The organism is Candidatus Nitrosopumilus sp., from assembly GCF_965223225.1.
Classification (GTDB): Archaea; Thermoproteota; Nitrososphaeria; order Nitrososphaerales; family Nitrosopumilaceae; genus Nitrosopumilus.
The window spans coordinates 166032-187129 of sequence record NZ_CBDCVU010000004.1; the positions used below are offsets into that span (position 1 = coordinate 166032).

Below are 21098 nucleotides of genomic sequence, written 5' to 3' on the forward strand. Positions count from 1 at the left end.
GGAGGTACGCCAGTAAAGATGCCTCCATTGGACATGATACTTTTGATAGTATCTCTTGTCAGTATGGTTGGATTGCCTTTTGCCATAGGAGGATCCCTGCAGTCAGGAAGGATGCAGAGAGTCAGAATTGAGGAGAATGCAGTACGATTTCTCACAATACTGGGAATCGCAGTTGTAAATGGTATTGTGATATCTCCTCTGGTACCACAGGTAATTGTTGATGTGAAGCCTCTAGATACAGTACTAACAGTTGCACTAGCAGGCATATGCGGAGCAGTATCATGGAAAACATTCTCGTGGGGAATAAAAAGAGGAGAAGAGCTATTTTCAGATGATCTTTATTCAATGAGAGAACATCTGGAGCAGACTGTAGCTATCATCAAAGAGACAGCAGCATCAATGAGAGAAGATCACAAACAAGATGCAAATTCTATTCAAGACATGGTAACAGAATTTGCATCTAATCTCAAAATGGATGAAACAGTAAGCAATTTTCTGCAAAGAACAGTAAAGCAGGAGATTGAAGATGTGCACGTTCCACAAATATCCCGATACTGCAATGAGACACTTGACATGTGTCGTATAAACAACAATGAGCTTGTAGACAGAATAGAAAAACTGCTTGAGAGAACAGATAATGACAATGAAAATGCGAAAACGACAACGTCATCATCTCCAGTTTCTGAGTACATGCAAACACCACAAGAGACTGAAATTAAGGCAGAAATAAAAGAGGAGGAACAACAACGGCAAATACCAACAGGTCCAACTGATATCCAAAAGAGTCAAAAGATTCTAGAAATGACATCTATCCGTCTTGCTGAATACAAGCCAAAACACCATAAAATATGCATAGTAATGCACAATTTGATTAAAAACCGACAGGATACAGACAACAAATCATATCGTCCGAGTCTATCTGACATTGCGGGAATCTCAGGAGTCAATAAGGCTGATGCCAAGGTGCGACTACAAAATCTTGCAAACATGGGATTAGTATCAATTAGTCCATCAAAAACATCATCTAGAATCGAGCATAGTATTTCAGACAAGCTAGAAAAATTATTCAATCCAACATTGGAGAATCAACGCGAGGGAGGAATGGAATCGTTTTTCCTGATTCAGGAGGCAAAAAAACATCATCTGGACCATGGACGTTATTTTGAGATCCTAAAGCAAGACATCACAATAGAGCAACCAGATGCAATATCCATACCAACACTTGACAACGAGAGCTTTGATGTGGCAAATGGAATAGCAATAGAGATAGAGTCACCACAAGAGATACGAGCACATCCAGAGCAGGTCAAATCAAACATGGCAAAGAATCTGCAATGGTTCTCAAAAGTCGAGGTTTGGTGCTATGAGGACACTCAAGACAAGATTCAAAGGATTCTGGACTCTATAGACCCCGAATATTGGAACAAAATAACAATTATGTCGGTTCACCAACACGGTTCATCGGCATAGTTCCCACACTTTTTATTATAATACATGAAATATGGTATTTTTGATGAACCGTTATGATGAACTGAACCAGTGAACCGCATATCGGTTGGTAAATAGATTTTGGAAACTAACTTAACTATCTGTTTTATCCTCAAACAACACTAGAAAGTTCAACTAGTCTCAGTTTCTCACGTTCTTCTTGAGATACTACATCGTCGTATTTTTTCATATCAAGATACTTTTTGATGTTAGACTCTACCAGTTCATTTAATACTTCAGGTTTTAGGGCATCTAGTTCCCATGATTTGTTTCCATATTCAGAGACATACTTTTTTGACCTGGAATCTGACTTTTTGACAAGATTTGGTGGTGGATTGTATTGTTTTATCTGCTCCATTGTAAGGGCAATCTTTTCAACTGATACAGTACACAAAAGCTCATCTAACCTGTCTTGTATGTCTCGTACCATGTCCATCCCACTTGGGTCATGATCACCAAGATACAATATGTGGCATTGTTTTTCCTCTGATGATGTCTGATATATGAATCTCTGAGCTGCCTCATGAATTGCACTAGCTGAAGAGTATCCCTTGTTTGGAAGCAAAAGAACATGGTATCTATTAGTCAATGGACGCAGTATTCCAGCAAGTGCCTCTTTTTCTACAATTACCTCCACATAATGATCCTGGTCTTTCCATCTTGGCAGCCTGTATGAGTTTATTGCAGCATTGATAAACTCTGTTACATCATCAAACTCGTTTGGCATAATTGTCTGCCGTACTCTGTCTTCTATTGTGTCCCAGTCTACCAAACCTGACATTCTGGCATCTTTGAGAACACGACTTGTAAGCTGGTATGATCCAAGATTGTTAGGTACAATGTCTCTTGACACCAATTGATAATATACCTGCCTTACAGTAAGGTTGTAACCCATCTCCTCGTATTCTTCTACAATACTGACTATGTGATAAAGTAGTTCTTTGGTTTTGTTTCTAAAGTTTTTTTGAATATATTTTATTTTTGCCGTGATAAGAATAACATTAGAATTTGGTTTGAAATGTACTGATAATTTGATGGTAGATTTTATTTAGGATTGATTGTTGGTTTGGAAAGTATAATCAATAGTTGACTGGTTCAAATTCAAGTAGGAGCACAACATGTAAGGGAATATAGTTTAGGTGTTGATTTTAGTACCCACGTGGATATGAAAGTGGAGGAAATATCATTCAAAAAAAATCAGTGTAGTTGAATTTATCGATAATTTGTAAAAAATAGAATGCTATCATCTCAGACAGAATTCTAGACGTTATCTGTTGAAATCAAAAGATCATGATAAATCAAAAAATACGAGAATCCAAAAACTATTACAGATGCATATCTTCAAACTATGGTCAAAGGGGAAATACTATAACAGACGTAAAGATGTATGACAGATCAATTATACTGCGAAGTATGTCACAAACTAAAGTTCCCAAGGTTTGATAAACAGAAAAAATGTGAGTGCAAGAACATTACCTGATAGAACAGGTAAAAATTCAAAAAGAAACTATGTGCTAACCATATTTTGCTTTATTGTTTTATTCCATATCCCATCAGTACAGAATAGCATCCGAGTCCACATTGCTCACATATTGGTTTCAAAGAATCCTTTTCTGCACTACCAATACAACATGGAAGTTTCTCCCTACCCTTATGATCCACTGAGATTATGGCCCATGTAGGGCAGTCAATTGGAGTGGTTCCTTTTCCGCCCCAGCTCTTCTTCATTATTTCCAGTTGGTGTTTTGGATTTACGATATAATCTTTGTATTGATTTGATTTTAGTTCCAGCAATCTATCTACTACTTTGTCTCGTTCTTTTCCAAATGGCATCCATAATGGATCGTTTTTCATAAATGGAGTGTGAAATTGAAATCCAATCTTGTTGGAATAATCCTTCCAGTCATCAATTACATTTTCTATGGTTTTGTAGTTTTTAGAGTTGATTGTCATGGTTATCCAGATGTCTTTCCATGCATTTTTGCCATTTGATTTAACATAGTCAATAACATTTTTTCGAGTGCTCTCCCATGCGTTGTCGCCACGAATTTGATTGTGAATTTTTTTGTCTCCATCAATCGATATCCAATAAAAGTAGATGTTTTTGAGATGTGGAATTGGATATGTTCCATTTGTAACAACGCATGCTCTTTTTGGGAATTCCTTTACAAACAACTCTACAACATCCTTTCTCATTAGAGGTTCACCTCCTACAAGAGTCACCATAAAGACATGATTTTTCTTAAATTTCTCATCGATGATGCTTTTCCATTGCTCCAGAGTCAGATCTTTTTCTTCCTTTCTGTTCAGCCACCAGTAACAGTGCTCACAGTGTAAATTGCATACGTTGATGATATCAGCAGACCCATAAAATGGACTTCGCTTGTTAAACAGCTTGTAACCGGCAAACTTTAGCCCAAGATGAAAATATAATGGAGACTCTTGAAGTATCTGTTTGAAGCCACGACCCATTATCTCCATTATGCTATTTTGACATTTCAAAAATTTAACCATTATTCAAAAATAATATTTAAAAATGGATTGTTGATGAAAGGCTTAATTTTAAAACTAATAAAAAGCAGTTTACTATAATCTAAACTCTACCACTTTTCAACTTCAAGAATAACATAGTTTTTTACATCAGCAAAATTGCCACAAGTTTCACAAAGCCCTAGAGTGGCGTTCTCCAATTTCATTCATTTTGGCAGTCTTCGATTTTTGCATTTTTCACAAAACAGCATAGTTGATTGTATTACTGCTTCTATTTGTACTGGTGCTAATTTGCTAAACTGCATCTATACGCTTAAGTTTACATAACTTGGTTAAACGGTATGATAGATGTAAAAGATTTGAGAGTATGCTCTGACTGTGGAACTGTATACTATGAAAAATTTGCCAGAGGAGTATGCCCTAACTGTCACACCAATAACTATGAACAAGTATCTGCCGATAGCGGTATTGGAAGTTTAGACAGATAATCATTATTTGAAAAACTTGGAATGATAGAAAAGCGTTCAGACATTTCAAAATGGTTTGATTGTTTTTATGGTCTATTGAGCATCTTTAACTTTTGGAGTATCTCTTCAATAATGGGTTCAATCTTTGCATTAGGCTCTGCAGATATCAACACAAGATAATCGCTCACCGGAATCGTGATTATTGCTACATTCTTTCTCTTTGATACAATGTAATCTAGCGGTCCCAATGTGCCATCAAGATCTTTTTTCATGAATAGTTCCAGCGCATGCTCCATACACATCTTGTACTGATCAACCTCTGCAATTGGAACAATTCCTTTTTTGTATTCACCTAAGACCAGATTCCCCATATCGTTTATGACTCCAACAAACCTGATTTCTGGCAAACCCAAAATGTACTTGCTTGCAGACCGCCAATCTGAAGTGTTTTCAATTAATAATTTTGACATCACATTGTATGGTTGTTGTTTGTATTAAGACTATGGGTATGTATCTTGACAAAACATCAGTTAACGTCTAAAAATACATGATTCATAATTAGCATCAGTTAATAGTGTGAGGCAAACAAAGTATGTGGAGCGTTTTGAGTGAAAGAATCTGTTATTTCAGGTATTGATTATCTCAAATCCATGACGTCATTTGATCCTAAGACGCCTCAATACATGGTTAATTTCTTAAAAAAATCTGAGCATTATTGTATAGGGGTAATAGACATCGTAAACTCTTCAGAGATTTCTTCAGTGCTAACAACAAAAGAACTTGAAAAGTATTACGGGAGTTTTTTGAATATTATGGCAAAGATTATTGATCAAAACAGGGGGTTTGTGATAAAAAACATAGGTGACTGTCTTTTGTTTTATTTTCCAAATTTTGCCGAAACGCAAACAAATTCCGAATTCATCAATTGCTTGAATTGTGGTTTAAAAATGACAGGGATTCATGGCGAGATTAATCAATATTTTAAGGAGATAGAAGTGCCACCAATAAATTACCGAATAAGTGCAGATTATGGGGAGGTCAGCATAATGAAAACAAACTTTTCCCCCAACATAGATTTGTTTGGGACCGCCGTGAACAGGTGTGTAAAAATAAATCACCTGGCAAAACAAAACAGCATGATAATCGGAAGAGGCATATACAGAATTGTGAAAAAAAATGCTGATTTTGCATATGAGAAAATTGGCAGTTATGCCGTAAATACAAGGTTTGAATACCCTGTTTACTCTGTACGAAAATATTCCAACATTATATAAGTAAAAAATGCCGTTGTGTTGGTTTGATCAAGGTGATTCTTGTGTGTACAATGAACAAAAAGTTGAATTAAAACCATCGGTATAGAAACATATTGAATATCTTTTTGGTTGCCTTTCTCTGCATTTTTGTTCTAGCTGCAGGTGTTTTTACCATCTCGTATTCTGAGCAACTCGTTCCGGATTGGGTTAAAAATACAGCAAAATGGTATGGGGATGGCACCACGTCTGAACAAGAGTACCTCGACTCAATAAAGTTCCTAGTTGAGAATGACATAATAATAATTGAAAAGCCAAAAGAAACAACAGCATTAATTGAGCAGCCCATAATATTGACACCAGAAGAGTCCTTCAATGATCCTCGAATTACTACTTGCGATATCTTGTATCAGTCATATGTCTCTCAGGGGGAATTCCAGTTCAACCAAGAACATTCGTACATAAGCTACGTCAATGATTGCGTTGATCTATACGAGGACAAGGTATGGCAGTACCAAGGAGAGGACAGGCTAGAAAGAGTCTACAGCAAGTTCATTGAAATCCACGAACAAAACATCCAGTCTGTTCCTACTTTGCCGATAGAGCCTCATGTTGAAATCAGCTCAATAGTGGATACTGGCAATGAGAGAGTCATGATAAAGTTTGATGTATGCGCAGGCGATGTACAGTTGGACAAGGCCAAGGTCTTGGTAAAGTCAGACATTGAAACAATTTTGATTGGCTCGGACAAGGACATATTCTCTAACTCTTGCAGAAATTACGAGACACAAATCTATGCAAAACATCCAAAGAACATAGAAATTGAGATAATCGAGAAAGTTATTGCAGAGGAAGACTAATTTTTTTGTGATTGCTTGTTTTTAACGTTGGAGTAAGTCTAAGTTTACTTTTAGATAAATGTTTGAAAATTTCATCATCATGATAAAAATAATTCTACTTCATAATTCGGCAGGTAATGTTCATCATGTTTTGAGGAAAATCAGAGAGAACCCGTTGATATAATCATCAGTACGATTGGACATCTCTCAAAGTAAATAACACTTTGTTATGCAAGAATCAGTAACCAAAAAAATCACAATTGTTAATCTAGAAAAATAAAATTCAAAAAAAAGCGAATAAAATGAACAGTGGATGTGCTTTTAATAGTTGAACAATGTATAATAATATAGAGATGAGTTTTAGAAGATGTGTTCATTGCAACAGGGAGTATGAAAACTTGTTTGACATGCCTACTTGTTCCTCTGAATGTGTCGTGGAAATATCATCTGCAACTGAGGTAAAAAATGGTTAACAGTAATTTTCCAGAATTCTGTACATCTCAAATTGAAAATCATTTGGAATCAATTCAAAAAATAGCATTCTTGGATTTCACATATTTACGTAAAAACTGTTAACTTTTCTACTATAAGACACAGGTAACTTCTGAGAGATCAACATGGCACAAACCAAACCAATAATTGAAATAGTCAACGTAGTTGCCTCTGCTACAATTGAGCAGCGACTTGACCTCGATGACATTACAAAAAAATTCCCAGACGTAGAATATCATCCAGAGCAGTTTCCAGGAGCCGTCTTCAGGCTAAATAATCCAAAGACTGCCACTCTGCTCTTTGGTTCAGGAAAGATGGTATGTACTGGCTCCAAGTCAGAAGAGATGGCAGTAAAAGCAGTAAACACAGTAGTTCAAAAGCTAAGAAAAGGTAAAATCAAAATAAAAAACAATCCTACAGTTACAGTACAAAACATTGTATCGTCCATTAACCTTGGGGGCAAGGTAAGTTTGGAGCAAGCTGCAAGAACCCTTCCAAGAAGCATGTATGAACCAGAGCAGTTTCCAGGATTGATTCACAGGATGCTTGACCCAAAGACGGTCATTCTGATTTTTGCATCCGGAAAACTAGTTTGTGTCGGTGCAAGGAAAGAAGACGAGATACTTCGTTCTGTCAATCTAATTCATAGCGAGCTTGAACAGAAAAACCTGATGGCTTATGATTAGTGCTGGGAACAATTGACAAAAAATGGAACTAATCTGTATGCATTGTGGAGATGTGTTTAACGGAACCACAGAAAGATTTTGTTGTAATGACTGTAAATTTCAACATATTTTGATGATCAAAAAAAGAATCAGAGATGCAATGGATGCCTGATCAAAATAGTACTACAAGAACTACAACATAGTAATCTGTTTTCTTAATTGCACCATTTACACGGCTTAAAGCCCAAGGAGACTGCATTTTCCAACAAATCAGGGGTAAAATACTGCCTGTATATTTTTTCTACATGGTATATGTTGCATTCTTTTTGTCTATTACCCAGATGGTGTACAGTCATCGTTTTTTTGTCCCCAAGGTATCCTGCCATGTTCTTTTCATCCTTTAATTTTTAAAATAATGCCTTTCAGAGCATCCCTTACAACAGAATTCGCTTGTAAAAAGATCAAACTCCTTTCCACAGTTCTTGCATTTGACATTCATGACAAAATCTCATGTCAAAAATGGGTTCTTATACAGAAATGATCAACAAAAACTACATTTCACCATAATTGTAAATTCACTTTTTTCTGCTATTGTCATGAGAAATCAGAGTGATTATCTCATTAAATTTTAGATTCAGAATGTTCATGAATCTTCCATCATCCATTATTGCCACAGTTTTCATCAAATGAAATTCAATTATTTTTCCCTTTTTGCCATCCATCTTCACAATATCTCCAATGTCAATTCTCTTGTTCAAGTAAAGTCCAATGCCAGACACCATGTTTTTGAGGTGATTTTGCAATGCAAAAGAGACAAGTGCAAAAGCCACTCCCACTGAAGCAATCACACTTGCAGCAATTGTATACAGATCAAACAGCCTACCTAGAAATGCCAATTCTATTCCGACAATTATGACAGAGGCTAGTCCAAGGAGCTTTCGAATGCCTTTGAGATTTGCCAGTTTACTTGACATTATGTATTTTACAATTGCAAAAACGACAGATGAGATGACAATTGATTTTGCAGTATCGATCCTTTAGTTTTTGTATTGCAAATTTTTTGGTAAATTCAAAATTCTTTTTGTTATTTTTTTCCAGGATTTTTTTTGGATAATTTTTTCGAGTGTTGGAGTGTACCTTGTATGATATCTCCCTTTCCTTTCCATGCTGATCAATTGTGATCTCTTTTTCCTCCTCTGCAAACACGTGCTCTTCTAATTCCAAATTGATTTTATTTTCCCATGCTTGCCCTCAATCTTTCCAAGAACCAAAGATTTTGATGACGTTGGAAACACGCCTTCTTGTAGCACTACTTACATGACTTCATTGTCTACCTTGATTGTATGTACTGCCTTTCGGTAAAAATCAGCCTCATATTTTCCGGAAATAATCATGTATGGCTCATAAGTCAAAACTATATTAACTCAAAAATGAAAATCATGACCTCACAATAAATACATCAAAACTAAACTGAAGAATCTAATGTCTCAAGTTGGAACTACTTCGGAAGGGGTACCTGTAATTTTGCTCAAGGAGGGAACAAAACAATCACGTGGTCGTGATGCACAAAGAAACAACATCAGGGCAGCAAAGCTGATTGCAGAAATTATTCAGACAAGCCTTGGTCCAAGAGGGATGGACAAGATGCTAGTTGATTCTCTAGGGGACATCACCATCACAAATGACGGGGCAACTATCCTAAAGGAAATTGACGTGCAGCATCCAGCTGCAAAGATGATGGTAGAGGTGGCAAAGGCCACAGACAGCGAGGTAGGAGACGGTACAACATCAGCGGTAGTCCTTGCAGGTGCTTTGCTTGAAAAGGCAGAATCTCTGATTGATGACGAGATTCATCCTGTAATAATTGCCGACGGTTACAAAAAGGCCTCAAAAAAAGCGATAGAATTCCTCTTTGAAATCACAATAAGCGTTGAGTCAAAAGACAAGGAAACGCTTGAAAAGATTGCAAACACATCGATGCAGACAAAGCTTGTATCCATTGAAGCAACCGATCTTGCAAAATTGGTAGTTGATGCCGTACTGAAAGTCATTGAAGAAAAGAATGGAAAATTCAAGGTAAATCTTGACAACATAAAGATAGAAAAAAAGGCAGGGGGTTCCATCTCAGATAGTGAACTGGTAAGTGGCATAATACTGGACAAGGAAATCGTTCATAGTGGCATGCCAAGAAAAATTGAAAATGCAAGAATTGCTTTGCTCAATGACGCACTTGAAATCAAAAAGACAGAGTTTGAGGCAAAACTGAACATCTCAAGCCCCAACCAGATAAAGTCATTCATGGAAGAGGAAAGCCAGATTCTAAAAGATATTGTAAGCAAGATAAAATCAACTGGTGCAAATGTTGTTTTGTGCCAAAAGGGAATTGATGACATTATTCAGCATTATCTGAGCAAGGAGGGAATGCTTGCAGTCAGAAGAATCAAGGAAAGCGACATGACAAAACTTGCCAAGGCCACTGGAGGCAGAATAGTTGGAAGAGTAGATGATCTAAATGATGCTGAATTAGGCCTGGCTGAAAATGTGGAGGAAAGAAGAGTAGAGGAGGACAACTGGGTGTTCATTGAAGGATGCAAGAATCCGAAGGCAATCAGCATACTTCTAAGAGGTGGCACTCAGAGAGTAATTGACGAGGCAGACAGATCGATGCATGATGCACTGATGGTCGTAAAGGACGTAATTGAAAAGCCAAAGATAGTTTATGGCGGAGGCGCCCCTGAGTCATTTATTGCACTAAAACTCAGGGAATGGTCAAAGACGCTTTCAGGGAGAGAGCAGCTTGCAGTAGAAAGGTTTGCAGATGCTCTTGAATCCATTCCACTTGCACTTGCAAGAAATGCAGGAATGAATCCAATTGATACCATCACACAACTGCGATCAAAGCAAAGTGCTGGAGAAAGATTCACCGGCGTGGATGTCATTAACGGAACTATTGCAGATTTTGAAAAACTACGAATAATGGAACCAGTCAAGGTCAAAGAGCAGATAATAAAGTCCGCCACTGAGACTGCAAACATGATACTACGGATTGACAACGTTGTTGCATCCTCACGAGGTTCTGCAATGGCGCCACCAGGAGGTAGTGTAGGAATACCCGGAATGGACATGGGCTGATTTATAGTTGCAAAAAAGATGTCCATGTGAATGTGGTTGCACAAACAATATCAAACGTATATTATGATCTTTGTATCTTCTGTACACTTGGAACGCATAGACAACAACAAAAGCAAGGCTAGCACTTAATTTACCTACATAATCGACTGCATGAATTGAATAATTCAAGATTCTGTGCATGATTATATTAAATGTGAATCTAATTTGCAGGAATGATAGAAAACAGCACCGGAAAGATAATTATCAATCCGGAGATAATTTTTATCAATTCGGTATCAGTTAGGTTTCAGAAACTATCTTTTCGATATCAATCCGGAAAAATGAATTATCAATTCGGACTAAGCAGATTATCAATTCGGTAACAATTCGGAGCAATAATTTATCAATTCGGCAAAAGGTTCCGAGAGTTTCCGATAGTTTGATCGATTATTGGTATCAATTCGGTATCAGTTCGGAGATTTTCCCGAAATTGTCGAAAAAATATGGATAAAATAACGATCGACGTCATCAGAAAATCAGGTAAAGAAATAAGAGATGATTATACCGTATCAGGATCATATGGAATGAATTTGTGGCATCGTGTGCATTCATACATGTTCTTGTACCCTGCCATCTTGACTTTTGCATTATGAGGGCAAGTATCTCGATTCACTTTGTTGTATGACAATTCTTCACCTGTTACGGTCCCAATGACAGTCACAATTACACCCATCATGACATCTCATTCTTTTACAGTCTGAGCATGCTTTTTGCCTATAAGAAATAGAATTGTTCATGATGTTGATGGTGTTTTCTTCCTAATTAACCCCCGCAATGTGAAAATACTATAAGACATGTTGAGATAACATTAGTAGCGTAGTGGTGTGAGTTCGCATATCTGCAAGGAAGGACTGAATTAACTACTCAGCTACGCTGTAATTACTCCGTACCATATACCTGATCCTTATAAGACAGCACAACATGATAATGTATGTTAAAAAATTCATCTGCACAACTAAAAGAAAAACAAGAATGGCAAAAAGAGATATGCCGTATCTCTTGGAGAAACTAAGTTTGTATTGTGCAAACTGCGGCAATCAGGCAAGCTGGAGAGATCCAAACTGCAACAAATGCAAAAAACAACTGCATCAAAAAAATTGCAAGACAAAGGCTTCTGACTGCAAATGTCATAAAATAAACGAACAAGCATGGTTACAAAAAAAGACTCCAGAATGATGCGAAGGGGCAATCATTGGTAGAAATAACAAATATGGTTTTGTAAAGTCTTGAGCATAAGACAATGTCTAGTTTTTACATCATCTTATTGTTATATTGTACTTGCAAAGTAAATCCACAAAAAGTTTCAGGTCCTTTTCGTGTTCTTTTTCTTCCTCGTTTAATTCTTTGAGCAAGTCCTTGTAGTCATAGTCTGAATGAGATTCCATTGATTCTAGCTTTACCTCGTTTTCAGAAATTCTTCTGCGTATTTGCTTTATCTTGTTTTTACCATGTTCTATTATGAAATTAACATTCTGCATGTGATCAAGACTTTGCTGTGAGTTATCCTGCAACTCAAGCAAACTTGCCATTATTTTCTGGTTTTGCAAAATCTGATCCCATTCCTCAACGGACAAAGGGTGCTTTAGTATGCAGACTTCAGTGCCATCAGGTATGTCTTTGTGCATGTATTCAGTAGTGCGATTTACCCTCTCTTCTGTCAGTTGAGATTTCTTCCCAGTAACCTCAAAAGTCATTTTGGCAATACGCCCATCCAAATCACATTTTGTTTTTTTCCGATACAGGATTCACACCACACTTCACAAGTAATGCTATTTTTTGGGGCAAACTTGACGCTGCAGTTTTCACACGTATTAGTCAAAACCACTCCATCGGCAAGAGAGTTATTTTGTGTTTCAGCATCACCGTCATCATTCTTGACTTTTGTCTCGATTTTATCGATATCTTCGCTTGATATAGATATTCTAAATTCCACATCCCTTGTGGTACTAGCATTATCACTATTCTTCTCTTTTGCCAAAATATTTTTCCAACACCTGTGAGACTTTCCCTAGAGATTCATCATGCACTCCATTATCATCATCATCCCATATCGTTCTTAATTCTGCTGTCATCTTCTGATTGTCAAGTATCTGCCGTTTTAGTTTTTCAAGATTCTCTTTGGTATATGCAAGTCTTGGAATCATGAAATAATTGTAGTTCATTCCAACCAAAACAAAATCATCTTCAGTTAGTTTGATTTTAGAAATTTCTGTCATGGTTCAATATGGGGTACATTCCAGTCCTTTATTGCCATGTCTGTTCTGTGTTCCTGACATCGGACATGAGGACATGGTATTAGTCTGTGACAGTTGCCCTCCTCACATTCTCTGTAATATCCAGTAATGTTAGTTCCTTTGGGAGATATTTTGGGATTGTTCATGTTTGTTTGCAATAAATTTTTTTTTGAATCGTTCATGACACATCAAAGTTATGTTATGTTCTAAAACCAAAAACCTAGTTTACCGCAGAGAACAGTCCCATCTCTGTTTTAAAGTCCAGAATTCGGTTTCTTAGAGAAACAGTACTGATGTCTGCAGCTATAGATATTTCTGTTTGGGATTTTGTTTCCCCTGTTACGATGCATGCCGCATATATTGCAGCAGCAGCGACAACTTCTGGATTTTTACCAGCTACAATTCCTGCATCTTGGGCTGCATCTAAAATATGGACTGCTTTACGTATTGTCCTTTCTGTGATTCCGATTTTGCTTGCAATCTTACTGATGGATTTTACTGGATCAGATATTGTGACTACAAATCCAAGTTCTTTAAACAGCGACCGGTATGAACTTGCAATGTCTTTTCTTCGAATATGAACCTGCTTTGCAATCTCGGTCAGGGTTCTGATGTGGCCCAAATCCCTGCATGATGCATACAGGCATGCTGCAGCCATCCCCTTTACAGTTCTGCCCCGAAGAAGATTCTTCTCCGCTGCTTTTCTGTAAAAAAGAGCCGCCCTCTCAATCACAATACTGGATAGTCCCAACTTTGACTGTACCTTGTCTAGTTCCTCAAGTGCATTTCTCAGGCTCCTGTTTGCTGAATTTTTTGCCTGGGATCTGCTGTCCCATTTTCGCAGCCTGCCAAACGTTTGTGCAGTTTTTGCAGAAAGCGGCTTTCCCACTGAATCTTGGTTCAACATACCTATTACCGTACTGAGACCTTTGTCATGCATTTTCAGGGATATCCCTGGACCCGTTCTTGTGCTGTCTGGTTTATCCGAAAAGTTTCTGCGTTCTGCTCTTCTGTCTACCGCATTTTCTGAGACGACGCATCCGCAGCTAGAACAAACGACTTCACCTGTTACTCCGTCAGTTACAAACCTAGGAATGCTGCAGTTATTGCAAACTAGATTTATCTCTTCAATTTTTTGTAAAATAGTCACAAATTTTCACTAGGCCACAACAGCTGTTTCTTTGATCATGCAATCAGAGTGAATTTCCTTTTCTGTATTGATATTGCATTTGTGGCAAATAAACTCTATCGGGTTTTTGCAAACATGGCAGTTTTGATACACTTTCATGCAATTTCCACATTTTCTGCAAGAGTTAATTTTCATCAATTAAATTGTGTTGTTGTTTGTATTAAAGGCGCGTAAAGTTAGGGCACACTAACCATTGCTCTCATTTCATAGAATAATAACACGTATCCATTGTTTTTTTACATTGTATGATTAATGAAGAATTTTATGATGTTTTTTGCAAGTACTGCATCACAAACAATAGATTAAAAAGTTCTACTTTATTGAAGTTACAATATTCCCATTATCATCGATAAGATTACCGCAAGTAGGGCATTCCCAAGTTATATCGGAATTTTTTTGATCAGAATTTACAACCTTTTTAGAGTTGCAGACCTTGCAACGAATTGACATTATTTTGCATGCCTCAAATATGATTTACCTGTTTTTTCCAAGTGAGTTTTTTCATGGTCGCGTACCTCATCAAAAGTATACGAAGTTCCTATCCAATGAAAATCGCAGTGCTCACATTGGTATTTCATTTTATCTTGTTTTCTCCTCTGGTTTCTTTTTAGATTCTTTAGATTTGTCTCCATCTTCTGTAACTTTGGTCTTGCAAGAACCAAACCTCATTTTTTCTATTATCTTCTCAAACATGATTTTGATGTGTCTTTCTTTGATATATACCGGCGTAATTTCTGGATTTTATGCCTGAAATCCTATATAATTTTCTGTATTTCTATAAATTATCAATGTTTGGGTATATATAGTAAAAGCAGCCTATATAGATATGGAAAATAAAGAAAATAACCCTACAGTGACAGCAGACAGTGACAACAAAAAAGAAGAGCCAAAAAAAGAAGAATCAGGTAAAAAAGAAAAATAGACCAGTACCAATTCTTTCTCTTTTATGCTAATTGATTGGGATTCTTTCAATTTAGTTTGATATTATAATAGGGCGTATACTTTTTCGGATTAATTCCAATTTTACATATTGAATATTTTTGGAATTGTTTAAGATATTTGTCCCAATCTATTTTATTTAATTTTATTTTTTTAATTAAAATAATTTTAAAATCAGAATCTTCTAAATTTATTTTGTAATAAATATCATGAACGAGTAAAGAATCATGTTCATGTTAAAATCATAATTACGATATTCTTGTTTATTATGATAAATATGAAAATATTTGTATGCATACAAGATGTGCTATCTTTTATATTATAAGCACCTATACAATACATGAGTTTTAGAAAATGTATTCATTGTGATAGAGAATATGAAAGCCTGTATGGTAATTCCACATGTTCATCTCATTGCGCTAAAGAGATTGGAAAATAATTAGAACTGTCAAACTAACCAATCAAAGTATTTACATCATGTGCAAAACGTGATTTTCATCTCATTCAAAACAAATGTGTCATTTTATTTTTTTGAATATTTCTACAAATAAAGCTCAAGATACGCCGGTTCTTATAGGAAGAAAGATTAATTGTTATAGGTCATATTTTTGGTTCAAGAAATTATTAATGTAGATACTGTATGTGGACGTTGTGGAAAAAATGGAATGGTAACAGACAGCATAACAGGGGAGAGATACTGTGGAAAATGCGGATATGTTTTTTCTGATACAATACAAGATTCAGGACCAGAATGGAGAGCATTTCCAAAAGACGGGAGTAATTCGGATCCTACCAGAACAGGAGCCCCTACATCACTTGCAATGCATGACAGAGGACTGTCTACAGTAATCAATCCGATAAACCGTGACTCCTCTGGAAAACCGCTTACGTCGGCCATGAAAAATACGGTTGAAAGACTAAGAACATGGGACAGCAGAAGCAAAGCCAATGCATCTGCAGAGAGGAATCTCAGGCAGGCATTAGGTGAATTGTCCAGGTTAAAAGACAAGCTCTCACTTTCTAATTCGGTTATTGAAAAGGCAGCATACATCTACAGAAAAGCAATAGAGAAAGACCTGGTTAAGGGACGCTCAATTTCGCCGTTGCTTGCAGCCTCACTCTATGCCGCATGTAGGGATGCTGAAACCCCAAGAACACTAAAAGACGTTGCAGACGCAGGCAACCTCAGGAAAAAGAATATTGCAAAATGTTACAGGATATTGCATCAAGAATTAGACCTAAAGATGCCTGTTGTGGATCCAATCCAATGTGTGGCACGGATTGCAAGCAAGATTGGGATTACGGAAAAGACAAAGCGTTACGCCGTAAAGGTACTCAAGGTGGCTCAAGAGCACAAAGAATCAGCAGGTAAAGATCCCATGAGTCTTGCAGCAGCGGCTCTGTACCTGTCATGTATAAAAAATTTTGAGGATAAGACTCAATGTAATATCGCAGAAGCTGCAAATGTTACAACAATAACCATTAGAAATCGATACAAGAGTCTGAAGTTAGATCAAAAGATAGACTGTAGTTCAAGAAATAAAAAATCAAACATTGCTATAACCTAGACTTGTTTTTACAGAAATTGTAATTGTCTCAAACCTCTATTCACATCAATAAGACGAATCGCCCTTCTTCTATTCTCAAAAAGCAGTGTTAGGTCAGTTGTATCTAGTTTCTTTGATTCCTAGCAAAATTGTTTCCCTGTCAAAGCTATCAGGAAATATTTTTAGAATTTGTTTTGTTTTTATCATAACATCAGATGGGTTTTTCACAGTAATAAACCCCATCAAATTATGATGTAAATCTGTACACGTAGTTACTGTAATTTGATTTTTTAAAATTATAAAAAACTGATTAGCTCCAGTCTCATTTTGAAACATCAAGTGGGTTTAATCTTCTTACATAACGCCATGTTCATCAAAGAAAGATGCATCCTTGATTCCAGACAGGTCGAACACTACAATTGAAACTCCGTTACTGTTTGGCAACAATTCAAATTTATGATCACCGTACTTGTAATTCAACTCATTGTCGTACCAAACACCTTTTACAAGCGTCATTTAATCAGTATCCTGAGCTGTTTTTTTCATACACTAGAATGTTGTCTGGTATTATCTCTTCTTGATTATGTTTTGATTTTTTCAAACCATTGAATATGGATGGCAATTTCTCAAGTATAGATAATGCATGTTATTATTGTACTTAAGGATGATTTTCCAAATTAACAAGGTATAAGGGTTAGTAAAAGAGTATAACGTATAGCTCAAAATTCTATTTCGCTCAAGGCAATTGAAGCGTATTCTCGAGATTTGGGACGAAATGCAATTCGTCTTGATTATGATTCGATGAATTTACTTGGTGCAACAACCGGCGATGTCATCGAGATAAAAGGTAAAAAAAGGTCTGTTGCAAAATGTTTACCGCTATATCCATCTGATGAAAAAAAGGGAATAGCTAGGATAGACGGCCTTACAAGAAATAATTTGGGAATTGCAATATCTGACACAATTCAGGTCAAGAAGATAAAGGCAGTTCCTGCAGAAAAAATTATTGTTACACCACTTGACTCTATTCCGCCAATTGAAGAGAGGTATCTTGCAGATTCTTTAGAGAACATTCCGGTTACAAAAGACGATACTGTAATGGTGCCGTATTTTGGCGGGAAGATTACGTTTCATATACTGGGAATAATCCCTGCCAATGCTGGCGCTGTGATTGTTACTGCCAAGACTCTATTCCATGTTGGCAAAAAAAGGGACTCTTTGGGAGGAGTTCCAATGATATCCTACGAGGATATTGGAGGCTTGACTGAGGAGGTAAAAAAAGTAAAAGAGATGATTGAGCTTCCATTAAAGCACTCAGAAATTTTTGAAAAGCTAGGTGTAGAGGCCCCAAAAGGAGTACTGCTTTATGGCGTACCTGGAACGGGCAAGACACTTTTGGCAAAAGCAGTTGCAAATGAAAGCAATGCGCATTTCATCAGTATTTCTGGTCCTGAAATTATGAGTAAATTTTATGGGGATAGTGAGGCACGGGTAAGGGAAATTTTCAAAGAAGCAAGAGAAAACGCTCCCAGCATAATATTCATTGATGAGATTGATTCAATAGCACCAAAAAGAGATGAGGTTTCCGGTGAAGTTGAAAGAAGGGTTGTCTCTCAACTGCTTTCAATAATGGATGGTTTGGAAGTAAGAGGGAAAGTAATTGTTATTGCTGCCACAAACAGACCAAACGCAATTGATCCCGCATTGAGAAGGCCTGGGAGATTTGACCGAGAGATAGAGATCAGAATACCAGACAAAAAAGGAAGACATGACATACTCTTGATACACACAAGAAACATGCCATTGACAGAAGATGTAAATTTGAAAAAAATTGCCGCAAAAAGCCATGGATATGTAGGAGCTGATTTGGAATATTTGTGCAAAGAATCGGCGATGAAATGTTTGAGAAGGTTGTTACCTGAAATTGATTTGGCAGAAGAAAAAATTTCAGCTAAAGTTTTGAAAAAACTTGTTGTAAATAATGATGATTATCAAAACGCCTTACAAGAAGTTATGCCATCTGGAATGAGAGAGGTCTTTATAGAAAGTCCAGATGTGTCTTGGGAAGATGTAGGGGGGCTGCAAAACGTAAAACGCGAACTTCAAGAGGCAGTAGAATGGCCGATGAAATATCCCACTCTTTATGCCAACATGGGCCACAGGATACCTCGAGGCATTTTGCTTCATGGGCCAAGTGGCACTGGAAAGACCATGCTGGCAAAGGCGATAGCGACAGAAAGTGAATCTAACTTTATCTCAGTAAGAGGCCCTGAGTTGATTTCAAAATGGATTGGAGAGTCTGAACGCGGCATTAGAGAGGTATTTCGAAGGGCGAGACAAGCCTCACCATGTGTAGTGTTTTTTGATGAAATTGATTCAATTGCTCCCATTAGAGGATTTGGCGGAGAAACAACAGGTACTGAAAGAATTGTCAGTCAGATCTTGACTGAAATGGATGGCATGGAAAGTCTTTATGGTGTTGTGGTGCTAGCTGCAACAAACAGAGCAGACATACTTGATCCCGCACTGTTAAGACCGGGCAGGTTTGACAAGATCATCCAGGTTCCATTCCCAGACAAAGAAGGCAGAAAAAAGATACTAGAGATTACTACAAAGGAGATTCCAATCGACAAGATTCAAAAAACTGAATCTGGAAGTAATCCTGATTGGGTAGATCTTGAAAAAATTGCAGATGTGACTGAAGACCTAAGTGGCGCAGATGTCGCGTCTATTGCAAACACTGCAGTATCTATTGTAATACATGAGTTTCTTGTAAAGTATACAGAACAAAAAGAAATGGAAAAGAGAATAGACTCCATTAAAGTAACGTCCAAACATTTTGAGAATGCAATAAAGAAGATTAGAATGCAAAAAGACATGAAGATAATGGAAAAAATTCAGGTTCCATACTATCGATAACAATTAGTGAAATGTTGAAGGCTATTTTTCATTTCATTGACAATGAGACATACTCTTAATACTGATGAATACTCTTAATTGTGATGTCAAAATTAACATTTGAAAGCATACCAAATTGGGAATCTATAAGCAAGCATATTCTGGGTTTTCCAAAAATCAGGTTTGTAGGAGTCATAAACAATATGGGAAATCTTGTTGCAGGAGATTACAAAAAAGGAATTGTTCCAATTGCAGAAATAGAACAGTATAAGATCTGCATGGAGCATGCGCTAGAACTATTCATGAAAAAAGATCTTGATGATGTATTGGGACCACTAGACTACATGGTGTCAAAAAGAAAGAAAATAAAGATAGTCACGATTCCGATGAACAATTACATAGTACTAATATCTACAGAATCGAACACAAAGATTGAACCCATAATTGATGAAATAATCGAATTCTTGAATAGTATGCAACATGACAAATAACTTCTTTTTTAATACTCGTGTTCTTTAAAATCAATCATATCTGCTGAAATGACAATAACCATCTGGAGTGTGTTGGTTTTCAATCAGTGGGATTCATTGTCTTGTAGCTGATTGTAATCAAGCATAATTTTTGGAAGCTTGTCTTCAGGATTTAGGTGTATTTCGTATTTCTCACAGTACAGAAAATAGTTTGGCCAGTTTTTCTTGGCAGTCTTTAGAAAATCCTCTCCCACCATTCCGTTGTACCAGTCAATAATGTTCAAACCATATGCAAAGAACCTTCCAAGATACCTGGCAATCCCTTGAGGGATCTTTCCATTTATGGCCAAAAACGCAATCTCATCTACAGTATTCAGGTAGTCATTTGCATACCTCTCACAATCTTCAGTGGTTTTGAGAACAGAGTTTTTGTTAAGACGAGTAGTCAGATCTTCCTGGAATCCCCGTAATAGTTGAGAATATGTTGCGTTTGTATTCTCCCGTATGTTCTTCCATGTAATCAACACCATAAACGCAAGAATTATCGCCGTAGCTGAGCTTACCATTATGGCAATAACAGACAGATCAACACTTTGCGGCACTTGTAAGGTCACATCTGCCAGATTAAGAAACATGATGTTGATTGCACTTGTTGCCTATTATAGCTAGTTTATAGGGCAGAATGTACTACTAGTAACAGAGTGATTTTTTGGAATTCAGTTCAATTCAGAGCCAGCCGGCCACGAGTCTGTCTGGGCTCAATTCATGAATGATTATACGTGTGTCTGCGATTGCGGCTGTCAAAATCCTACGGGCGAATATCTCTGTAATGATTGCATGAAAAATTTGTGCAAAGTTAAAGTGGTGATTTCCTAGATGTTAGACCGACGACTTCTTTGGAATAAAAAATATTCATCTTATGTAATGCCCATAGTTGTTTTGCTAGGAATTGCTGTAAT

At 36.9% G+C, this 21098-nt stretch carries 24 protein-coding genes; 10 read left to right on the forward strand and 14 right to left on the reverse strand.

The window, feature by feature from the left end; all coding sequences use genetic code 11:
• Window positions 1–18 precede the first annotated feature (18 nt).
• Entirely contained in the window at window positions 19–1470 is a 1452-nt protein-coding gene (locus ACOQN3_RS01260) for a hypothetical protein (protein ID WP_420544680.1), read from the forward strand.
• A gap of 130 nt (window positions 1471–1600) precedes the next feature.
• On the opposite strand, the gene ACOQN3_RS01265 is transcribed toward ACOQN3_RS01260, so the two are convergent.
• Both ACOQN3_RS01265 and ACOQN3_RS01270 read right to left on the reverse strand, forming a co-directional pair.
• Window positions 1601–2383, reverse strand: a complete 783-nt coding sequence (locus ACOQN3_RS01265) for a hypothetical protein (RefSeq protein WP_420544681.1) — start codon at window positions 2381–2383, stop codon at window positions 1601–1603.
• Between the two features lie 635 nt (window positions 2384–3018).
• Window positions 3019–3969 carry a radical SAM protein gene (locus tag ACOQN3_RS01270; protein WP_420544682.1) on the reverse strand — a complete coding sequence of 317 codons (951 nt, stop codon included), beginning with the start codon at window positions 3967–3969 and terminating at the stop codon, window positions 3019–3021.
• A 350-nt stretch (window positions 3970–4319) separates the two neighbouring features.
• On the opposite strand from ACOQN3_RS01270, the gene ACOQN3_RS01275 reads away from it, so the two are divergent.
• Window positions 4320–4466, forward strand: a complete 147-nt coding sequence (locus ACOQN3_RS01275) for a hypothetical protein (protein ID WP_420544683.1) — start codon at window positions 4320–4322, stop codon at window positions 4464–4466.
• Window positions 4467–4531: 65 nt separating this feature from the next.
• On the opposite strand, the gene ACOQN3_RS01280 is transcribed toward ACOQN3_RS01275, so the two are convergent.
• Window positions 4532–4915, reverse strand: coding sequence for a DUF6659 family protein (locus ACOQN3_RS01280; protein ID WP_420544684.1), 384 nt, complete (start codon window positions 4913–4915; stop codon window positions 4532–4534).
• Between the two features lie 138 nt (window positions 4916–5053).
• Between ACOQN3_RS01280 and ACOQN3_RS01285 the strand changes: the two genes are divergently transcribed.
• The 3 genes from ACOQN3_RS01285 (at window position 5054) to ACOQN3_RS01295 (ending at window position 7712) form a co-directional block, all read left to right on the forward strand.
• Window positions 5054–5719 (forward strand): adenylate/guanylate cyclase domain-containing protein, encoded by a 666-nt coding sequence (locus ACOQN3_RS01285; protein WP_420544685.1) that lies wholly within the window; start codon window positions 5054–5056, stop codon window positions 5717–5719.
• A gap of 92 nt (window positions 5720–5811) precedes the next feature.
• Window positions 5812–6555: a plastocyanin gene (locus ACOQN3_RS01290; protein WP_420544686.1), complete on the forward strand. Its 744-nt coding sequence runs from the start codon at window positions 5812–5814 to the stop codon at window positions 6553–6555.
• 596 nt (window positions 6556–7151) lie between these two features.
• A complete protein-coding gene (locus ACOQN3_RS01295) occupies window positions 7152–7712 on the forward strand; it encodes a TATA-box-binding protein (RefSeq protein WP_420544687.1) in 561 nt (186 codons plus the stop codon).
• 554 nt (window positions 7713–8266) lie between these two features.
• On the opposite strand, the gene ACOQN3_RS01300 is transcribed toward ACOQN3_RS01295, so the two are convergent.
• Window positions 8267–8665, reverse strand: a complete 399-nt coding sequence (locus ACOQN3_RS01300) for a mechanosensitive ion channel domain-containing protein (RefSeq protein WP_420544688.1) — start codon at window positions 8663–8665, stop codon at window positions 8267–8269.
• A gap of 508 nt (window positions 8666–9173) precedes the next feature.
• On the opposite strand from ACOQN3_RS01300, the gene thsB reads away from it, so the two are divergent.
• Window positions 9174–10823, forward strand: coding sequence for a thermosome subunit beta (gene thsB, locus ACOQN3_RS01305; RefSeq protein WP_420544689.1), 1650 nt, complete (start codon window positions 9174–9176; stop codon window positions 10821–10823).
• A 538-nt stretch (window positions 10824–11361) separates the two neighbouring features.
• Here thsB and ACOQN3_RS01310 read toward each other — a convergent pair.
• Window positions 11362–11538 carry a hypothetical protein gene (locus ACOQN3_RS01310; RefSeq protein WP_420544690.1) on the reverse strand — a complete coding sequence of 59 codons (177 nt, stop codon included), beginning with the start codon at window positions 11536–11538 and terminating at the stop codon, window positions 11362–11364.
• Between the two features lie 296 nt (window positions 11539–11834).
• Here ACOQN3_RS01310 and ACOQN3_RS01315 point away from each other — a divergent pair, with 296 nt between their 5' ends.
• Complete coding sequence (locus tag ACOQN3_RS01315; RefSeq protein ID WP_420544691.1) at window positions 11835–12038, forward strand: hypothetical protein; 204 nt, start codon at window positions 11835–11837, stop codon at window positions 12036–12038.
• Between the two features lie 80 nt (window positions 12039–12118).
• Here ACOQN3_RS01315 and ACOQN3_RS01320 read toward each other — a convergent pair whose 3' ends face one another.
• The 6 genes from ACOQN3_RS01320 to ACOQN3_RS01345 form a co-directional block, all read right to left on the reverse strand.
• Window positions 12119–12556: a hypothetical protein gene (locus ACOQN3_RS01320; protein ID WP_420544692.1), complete on the reverse strand. Its 438-nt coding sequence runs from the start codon at window positions 12554–12556 to the stop codon at window positions 12119–12121.
• Complete coding sequence (locus ACOQN3_RS01325) at window positions 12553–12840, reverse strand: hypothetical protein (RefSeq protein WP_420544693.1); 288 nt, start codon at window positions 12838–12840, stop codon at window positions 12553–12555. Before ACOQN3_RS01325 ends, ACOQN3_RS01320 begins: the two co-directional genes overlap by 4 nt.
• A complete protein-coding gene (locus ACOQN3_RS01330; protein WP_420544694.1) occupies window positions 12821–13078 on the reverse strand; it encodes a hypothetical protein in 258 nt (85 codons plus the stop codon). The genes ACOQN3_RS01325 and ACOQN3_RS01330 overlap by 20 nt, the downstream gene beginning before the upstream one ends.
• A complete protein-coding gene (locus ACOQN3_RS01335) occupies window positions 13075–13242 on the reverse strand; it encodes a hypothetical protein (RefSeq protein ID WP_420544695.1) in 168 nt (55 codons plus the stop codon). Before ACOQN3_RS01335 ends, ACOQN3_RS01330 begins: the two co-directional genes overlap by 4 nt.
• Before the next feature lie 74 nt (window positions 13243–13316).
• The gene (locus ACOQN3_RS01340; protein WP_420544696.1) at window positions 13317–14246 is read right to left on the reverse strand and encodes a transcription initiation factor IIB; all 930 of its coding nucleotides are present in this window, start codon (window positions 14244–14246) and stop codon (window positions 13317–13319) included.
• A gap of 488 nt (window positions 14247–14734) precedes the next feature.
• On the reverse strand, window positions 14735–14863 hold the full coding sequence (locus tag ACOQN3_RS01345; protein WP_420544697.1) for a hypothetical protein: 129 nt from the start codon (window positions 14861–14863) through the stop codon (window positions 14735–14737).
• A 969-nt stretch (window positions 14864–15832) separates the two neighbouring features.
• On the opposite strand from ACOQN3_RS01345, the gene ACOQN3_RS01350 reads away from it, so the two are divergent.
• Window positions 15833–16792, forward strand: coding sequence for a transcription initiation factor IIB (locus tag ACOQN3_RS01350; protein WP_420544698.1), 960 nt, complete (start codon window positions 15833–15835; stop codon window positions 16790–16792).
• 93 nt (window positions 16793–16885) lie between these two features.
• Here ACOQN3_RS01350 and ACOQN3_RS01355 read toward each other — a convergent pair whose 3' ends face one another.
• On the reverse strand, window positions 16886–17107 hold the full coding sequence (locus tag ACOQN3_RS01355; RefSeq protein ID WP_420544699.1) for a hypothetical protein: 222 nt from the start codon (window positions 17105–17107) through the stop codon (window positions 16886–16888).
• An 18-nt stretch (window positions 17108–17125) separates the two neighbouring features.
• Window positions 17126–17287, reverse strand: coding sequence for a hypothetical protein (locus ACOQN3_RS01360; protein WP_420544700.1), 162 nt, complete (start codon window positions 17285–17287; stop codon window positions 17126–17128).
• A 198-nt stretch (window positions 17288–17485) separates the two neighbouring features.
• On the opposite strand from ACOQN3_RS01360, the gene ACOQN3_RS01365 reads away from it, so the two are divergent.
• Together ACOQN3_RS01365 and ACOQN3_RS01370 are read left to right on the forward strand one after the other, a co-directional pair.
• Window positions 17486–19690, forward strand: a complete 2205-nt coding sequence (locus ACOQN3_RS01365) for a CDC48 family AAA ATPase (protein ID WP_420546577.1) — start codon at window positions 17486–17488, stop codon at window positions 19688–19690.
• An 83-nt stretch (window positions 19691–19773) separates the two neighbouring features.
• On the forward strand, window positions 19774–20160 hold the full coding sequence (locus ACOQN3_RS01370; RefSeq protein ID WP_420544701.1) for a DUF6659 family protein: 387 nt from the start codon (window positions 19774–19776) through the stop codon (window positions 20158–20160).
• An 83-nt stretch (window positions 20161–20243) separates the two neighbouring features.
• On the opposite strand, the gene ACOQN3_RS01375 is transcribed toward ACOQN3_RS01370, so the two are convergent.
• Window positions 20244–20774, reverse strand: a complete 531-nt coding sequence (locus ACOQN3_RS01375) for a hypothetical protein (RefSeq protein WP_420544702.1) — start codon at window positions 20772–20774, stop codon at window positions 20244–20246.
• Window positions 20775–21098: the final 324 nt, after the last annotated feature.

Coding starts and splice junctions, on each gene's coding strand:
- ACOQN3_RS01345 (WP_420544697.1), bottom strand. CDS start 14,863: ATGAAATACCAATGTGAGCACTGCGATTTTCATTGGATAGGAACTTCG.
- ACOQN3_RS01335 (WP_420544695.1), bottom strand. CDS start 13,242: ATGAACAATCCCAAAATATCTCCCAAAGGAACTAACATTACTGGATAT.
- ACOQN3_RS01265 (WP_420544681.1), bottom strand. CDS start 2,383: ATGGGTTACAACCTTACTGTAAGGCAGGTATATTATCAATTGGTGTCA.
- ACOQN3_RS01295 (WP_420544687.1), top strand. CDS start 7,152: ATGGCACAAACCAAACCAATAATTGAAATAGTCAACGTAGTTGCCTCT.
- ACOQN3_RS01355 (WP_420544699.1), bottom strand. CDS start 17,107: ATGTTTCAAAATGAGACTGGAGCTAATCAGTTTTTTATAATTTTAAAA.
- ACOQN3_RS01360 (WP_420544700.1), bottom strand. CDS start 17,287: ATGACGCTTGTAAAAGGTGTTTGGTACGACAATGAGTTGAATTACAAG.
- ACOQN3_RS01270 (WP_420544682.1), bottom strand. CDS start 3,969: ATGGAGATAATGGGTCGTGGCTTCAAACAGATACTTCAAGAGTCTCCA.
- ACOQN3_RS01375 (WP_420544702.1), bottom strand. CDS start 20,774: ATGTTTCTTAATCTGGCAGATGTGACCTTACAAGTGCCGCAAAGTGTT.
- ACOQN3_RS01275 (WP_420544683.1), top strand. CDS start 4,320: ATGATAGATGTAAAAGATTTGAGAGTATGCTCTGACTGTGGAACTGTA.
- thsB (WP_420544689.1), top strand. CDS start 9,174: ATGTCTCAAGTTGGAACTACTTCGGAAGGGGTACCTGTAATTTTGCTC.
- ACOQN3_RS01320 (WP_420544692.1), bottom strand. CDS start 12,556: ATGACTTTTGAGGTTACTGGGAAGAAATCTCAACTGACAGAAGAGAGG.
- ACOQN3_RS01280 (WP_420544684.1), bottom strand. CDS start 4,915: ATGTCAAAATTATTAATTGAAAACACTTCAGATTGGCGGTCTGCAAGC.
- ACOQN3_RS01310 (WP_420544690.1), bottom strand. CDS start 11,538: ATGATGGGTGTAATTGTGACTGTCATTGGGACCGTAACAGGTGAAGAA.
- ACOQN3_RS01260 (WP_420544680.1), top strand. CDS start 19: ATGCCTCCATTGGACATGATACTTTTGATAGTATCTCTTGTCAGTATG.
- ACOQN3_RS01300 (WP_420544688.1), bottom strand. CDS start 8,665: ATGTCAAGTAAACTGGCAAATCTCAAAGGCATTCGAAAGCTCCTTGGA.
- ACOQN3_RS01330 (WP_420544694.1), bottom strand. CDS start 13,078: ATGACAGAAATTTCTAAAATCAAACTAACTGAAGATGATTTTGTTTTG.
- ACOQN3_RS01370 (WP_420544701.1), top strand. CDS start 19,774: ATGTCAAAATTAACATTTGAAAGCATACCAAATTGGGAATCTATAAGC.
- ACOQN3_RS01315 (WP_420544691.1), top strand. CDS start 11,835: ATGGCAAAAAGAGATATGCCGTATCTCTTGGAGAAACTAAGTTTGTAT.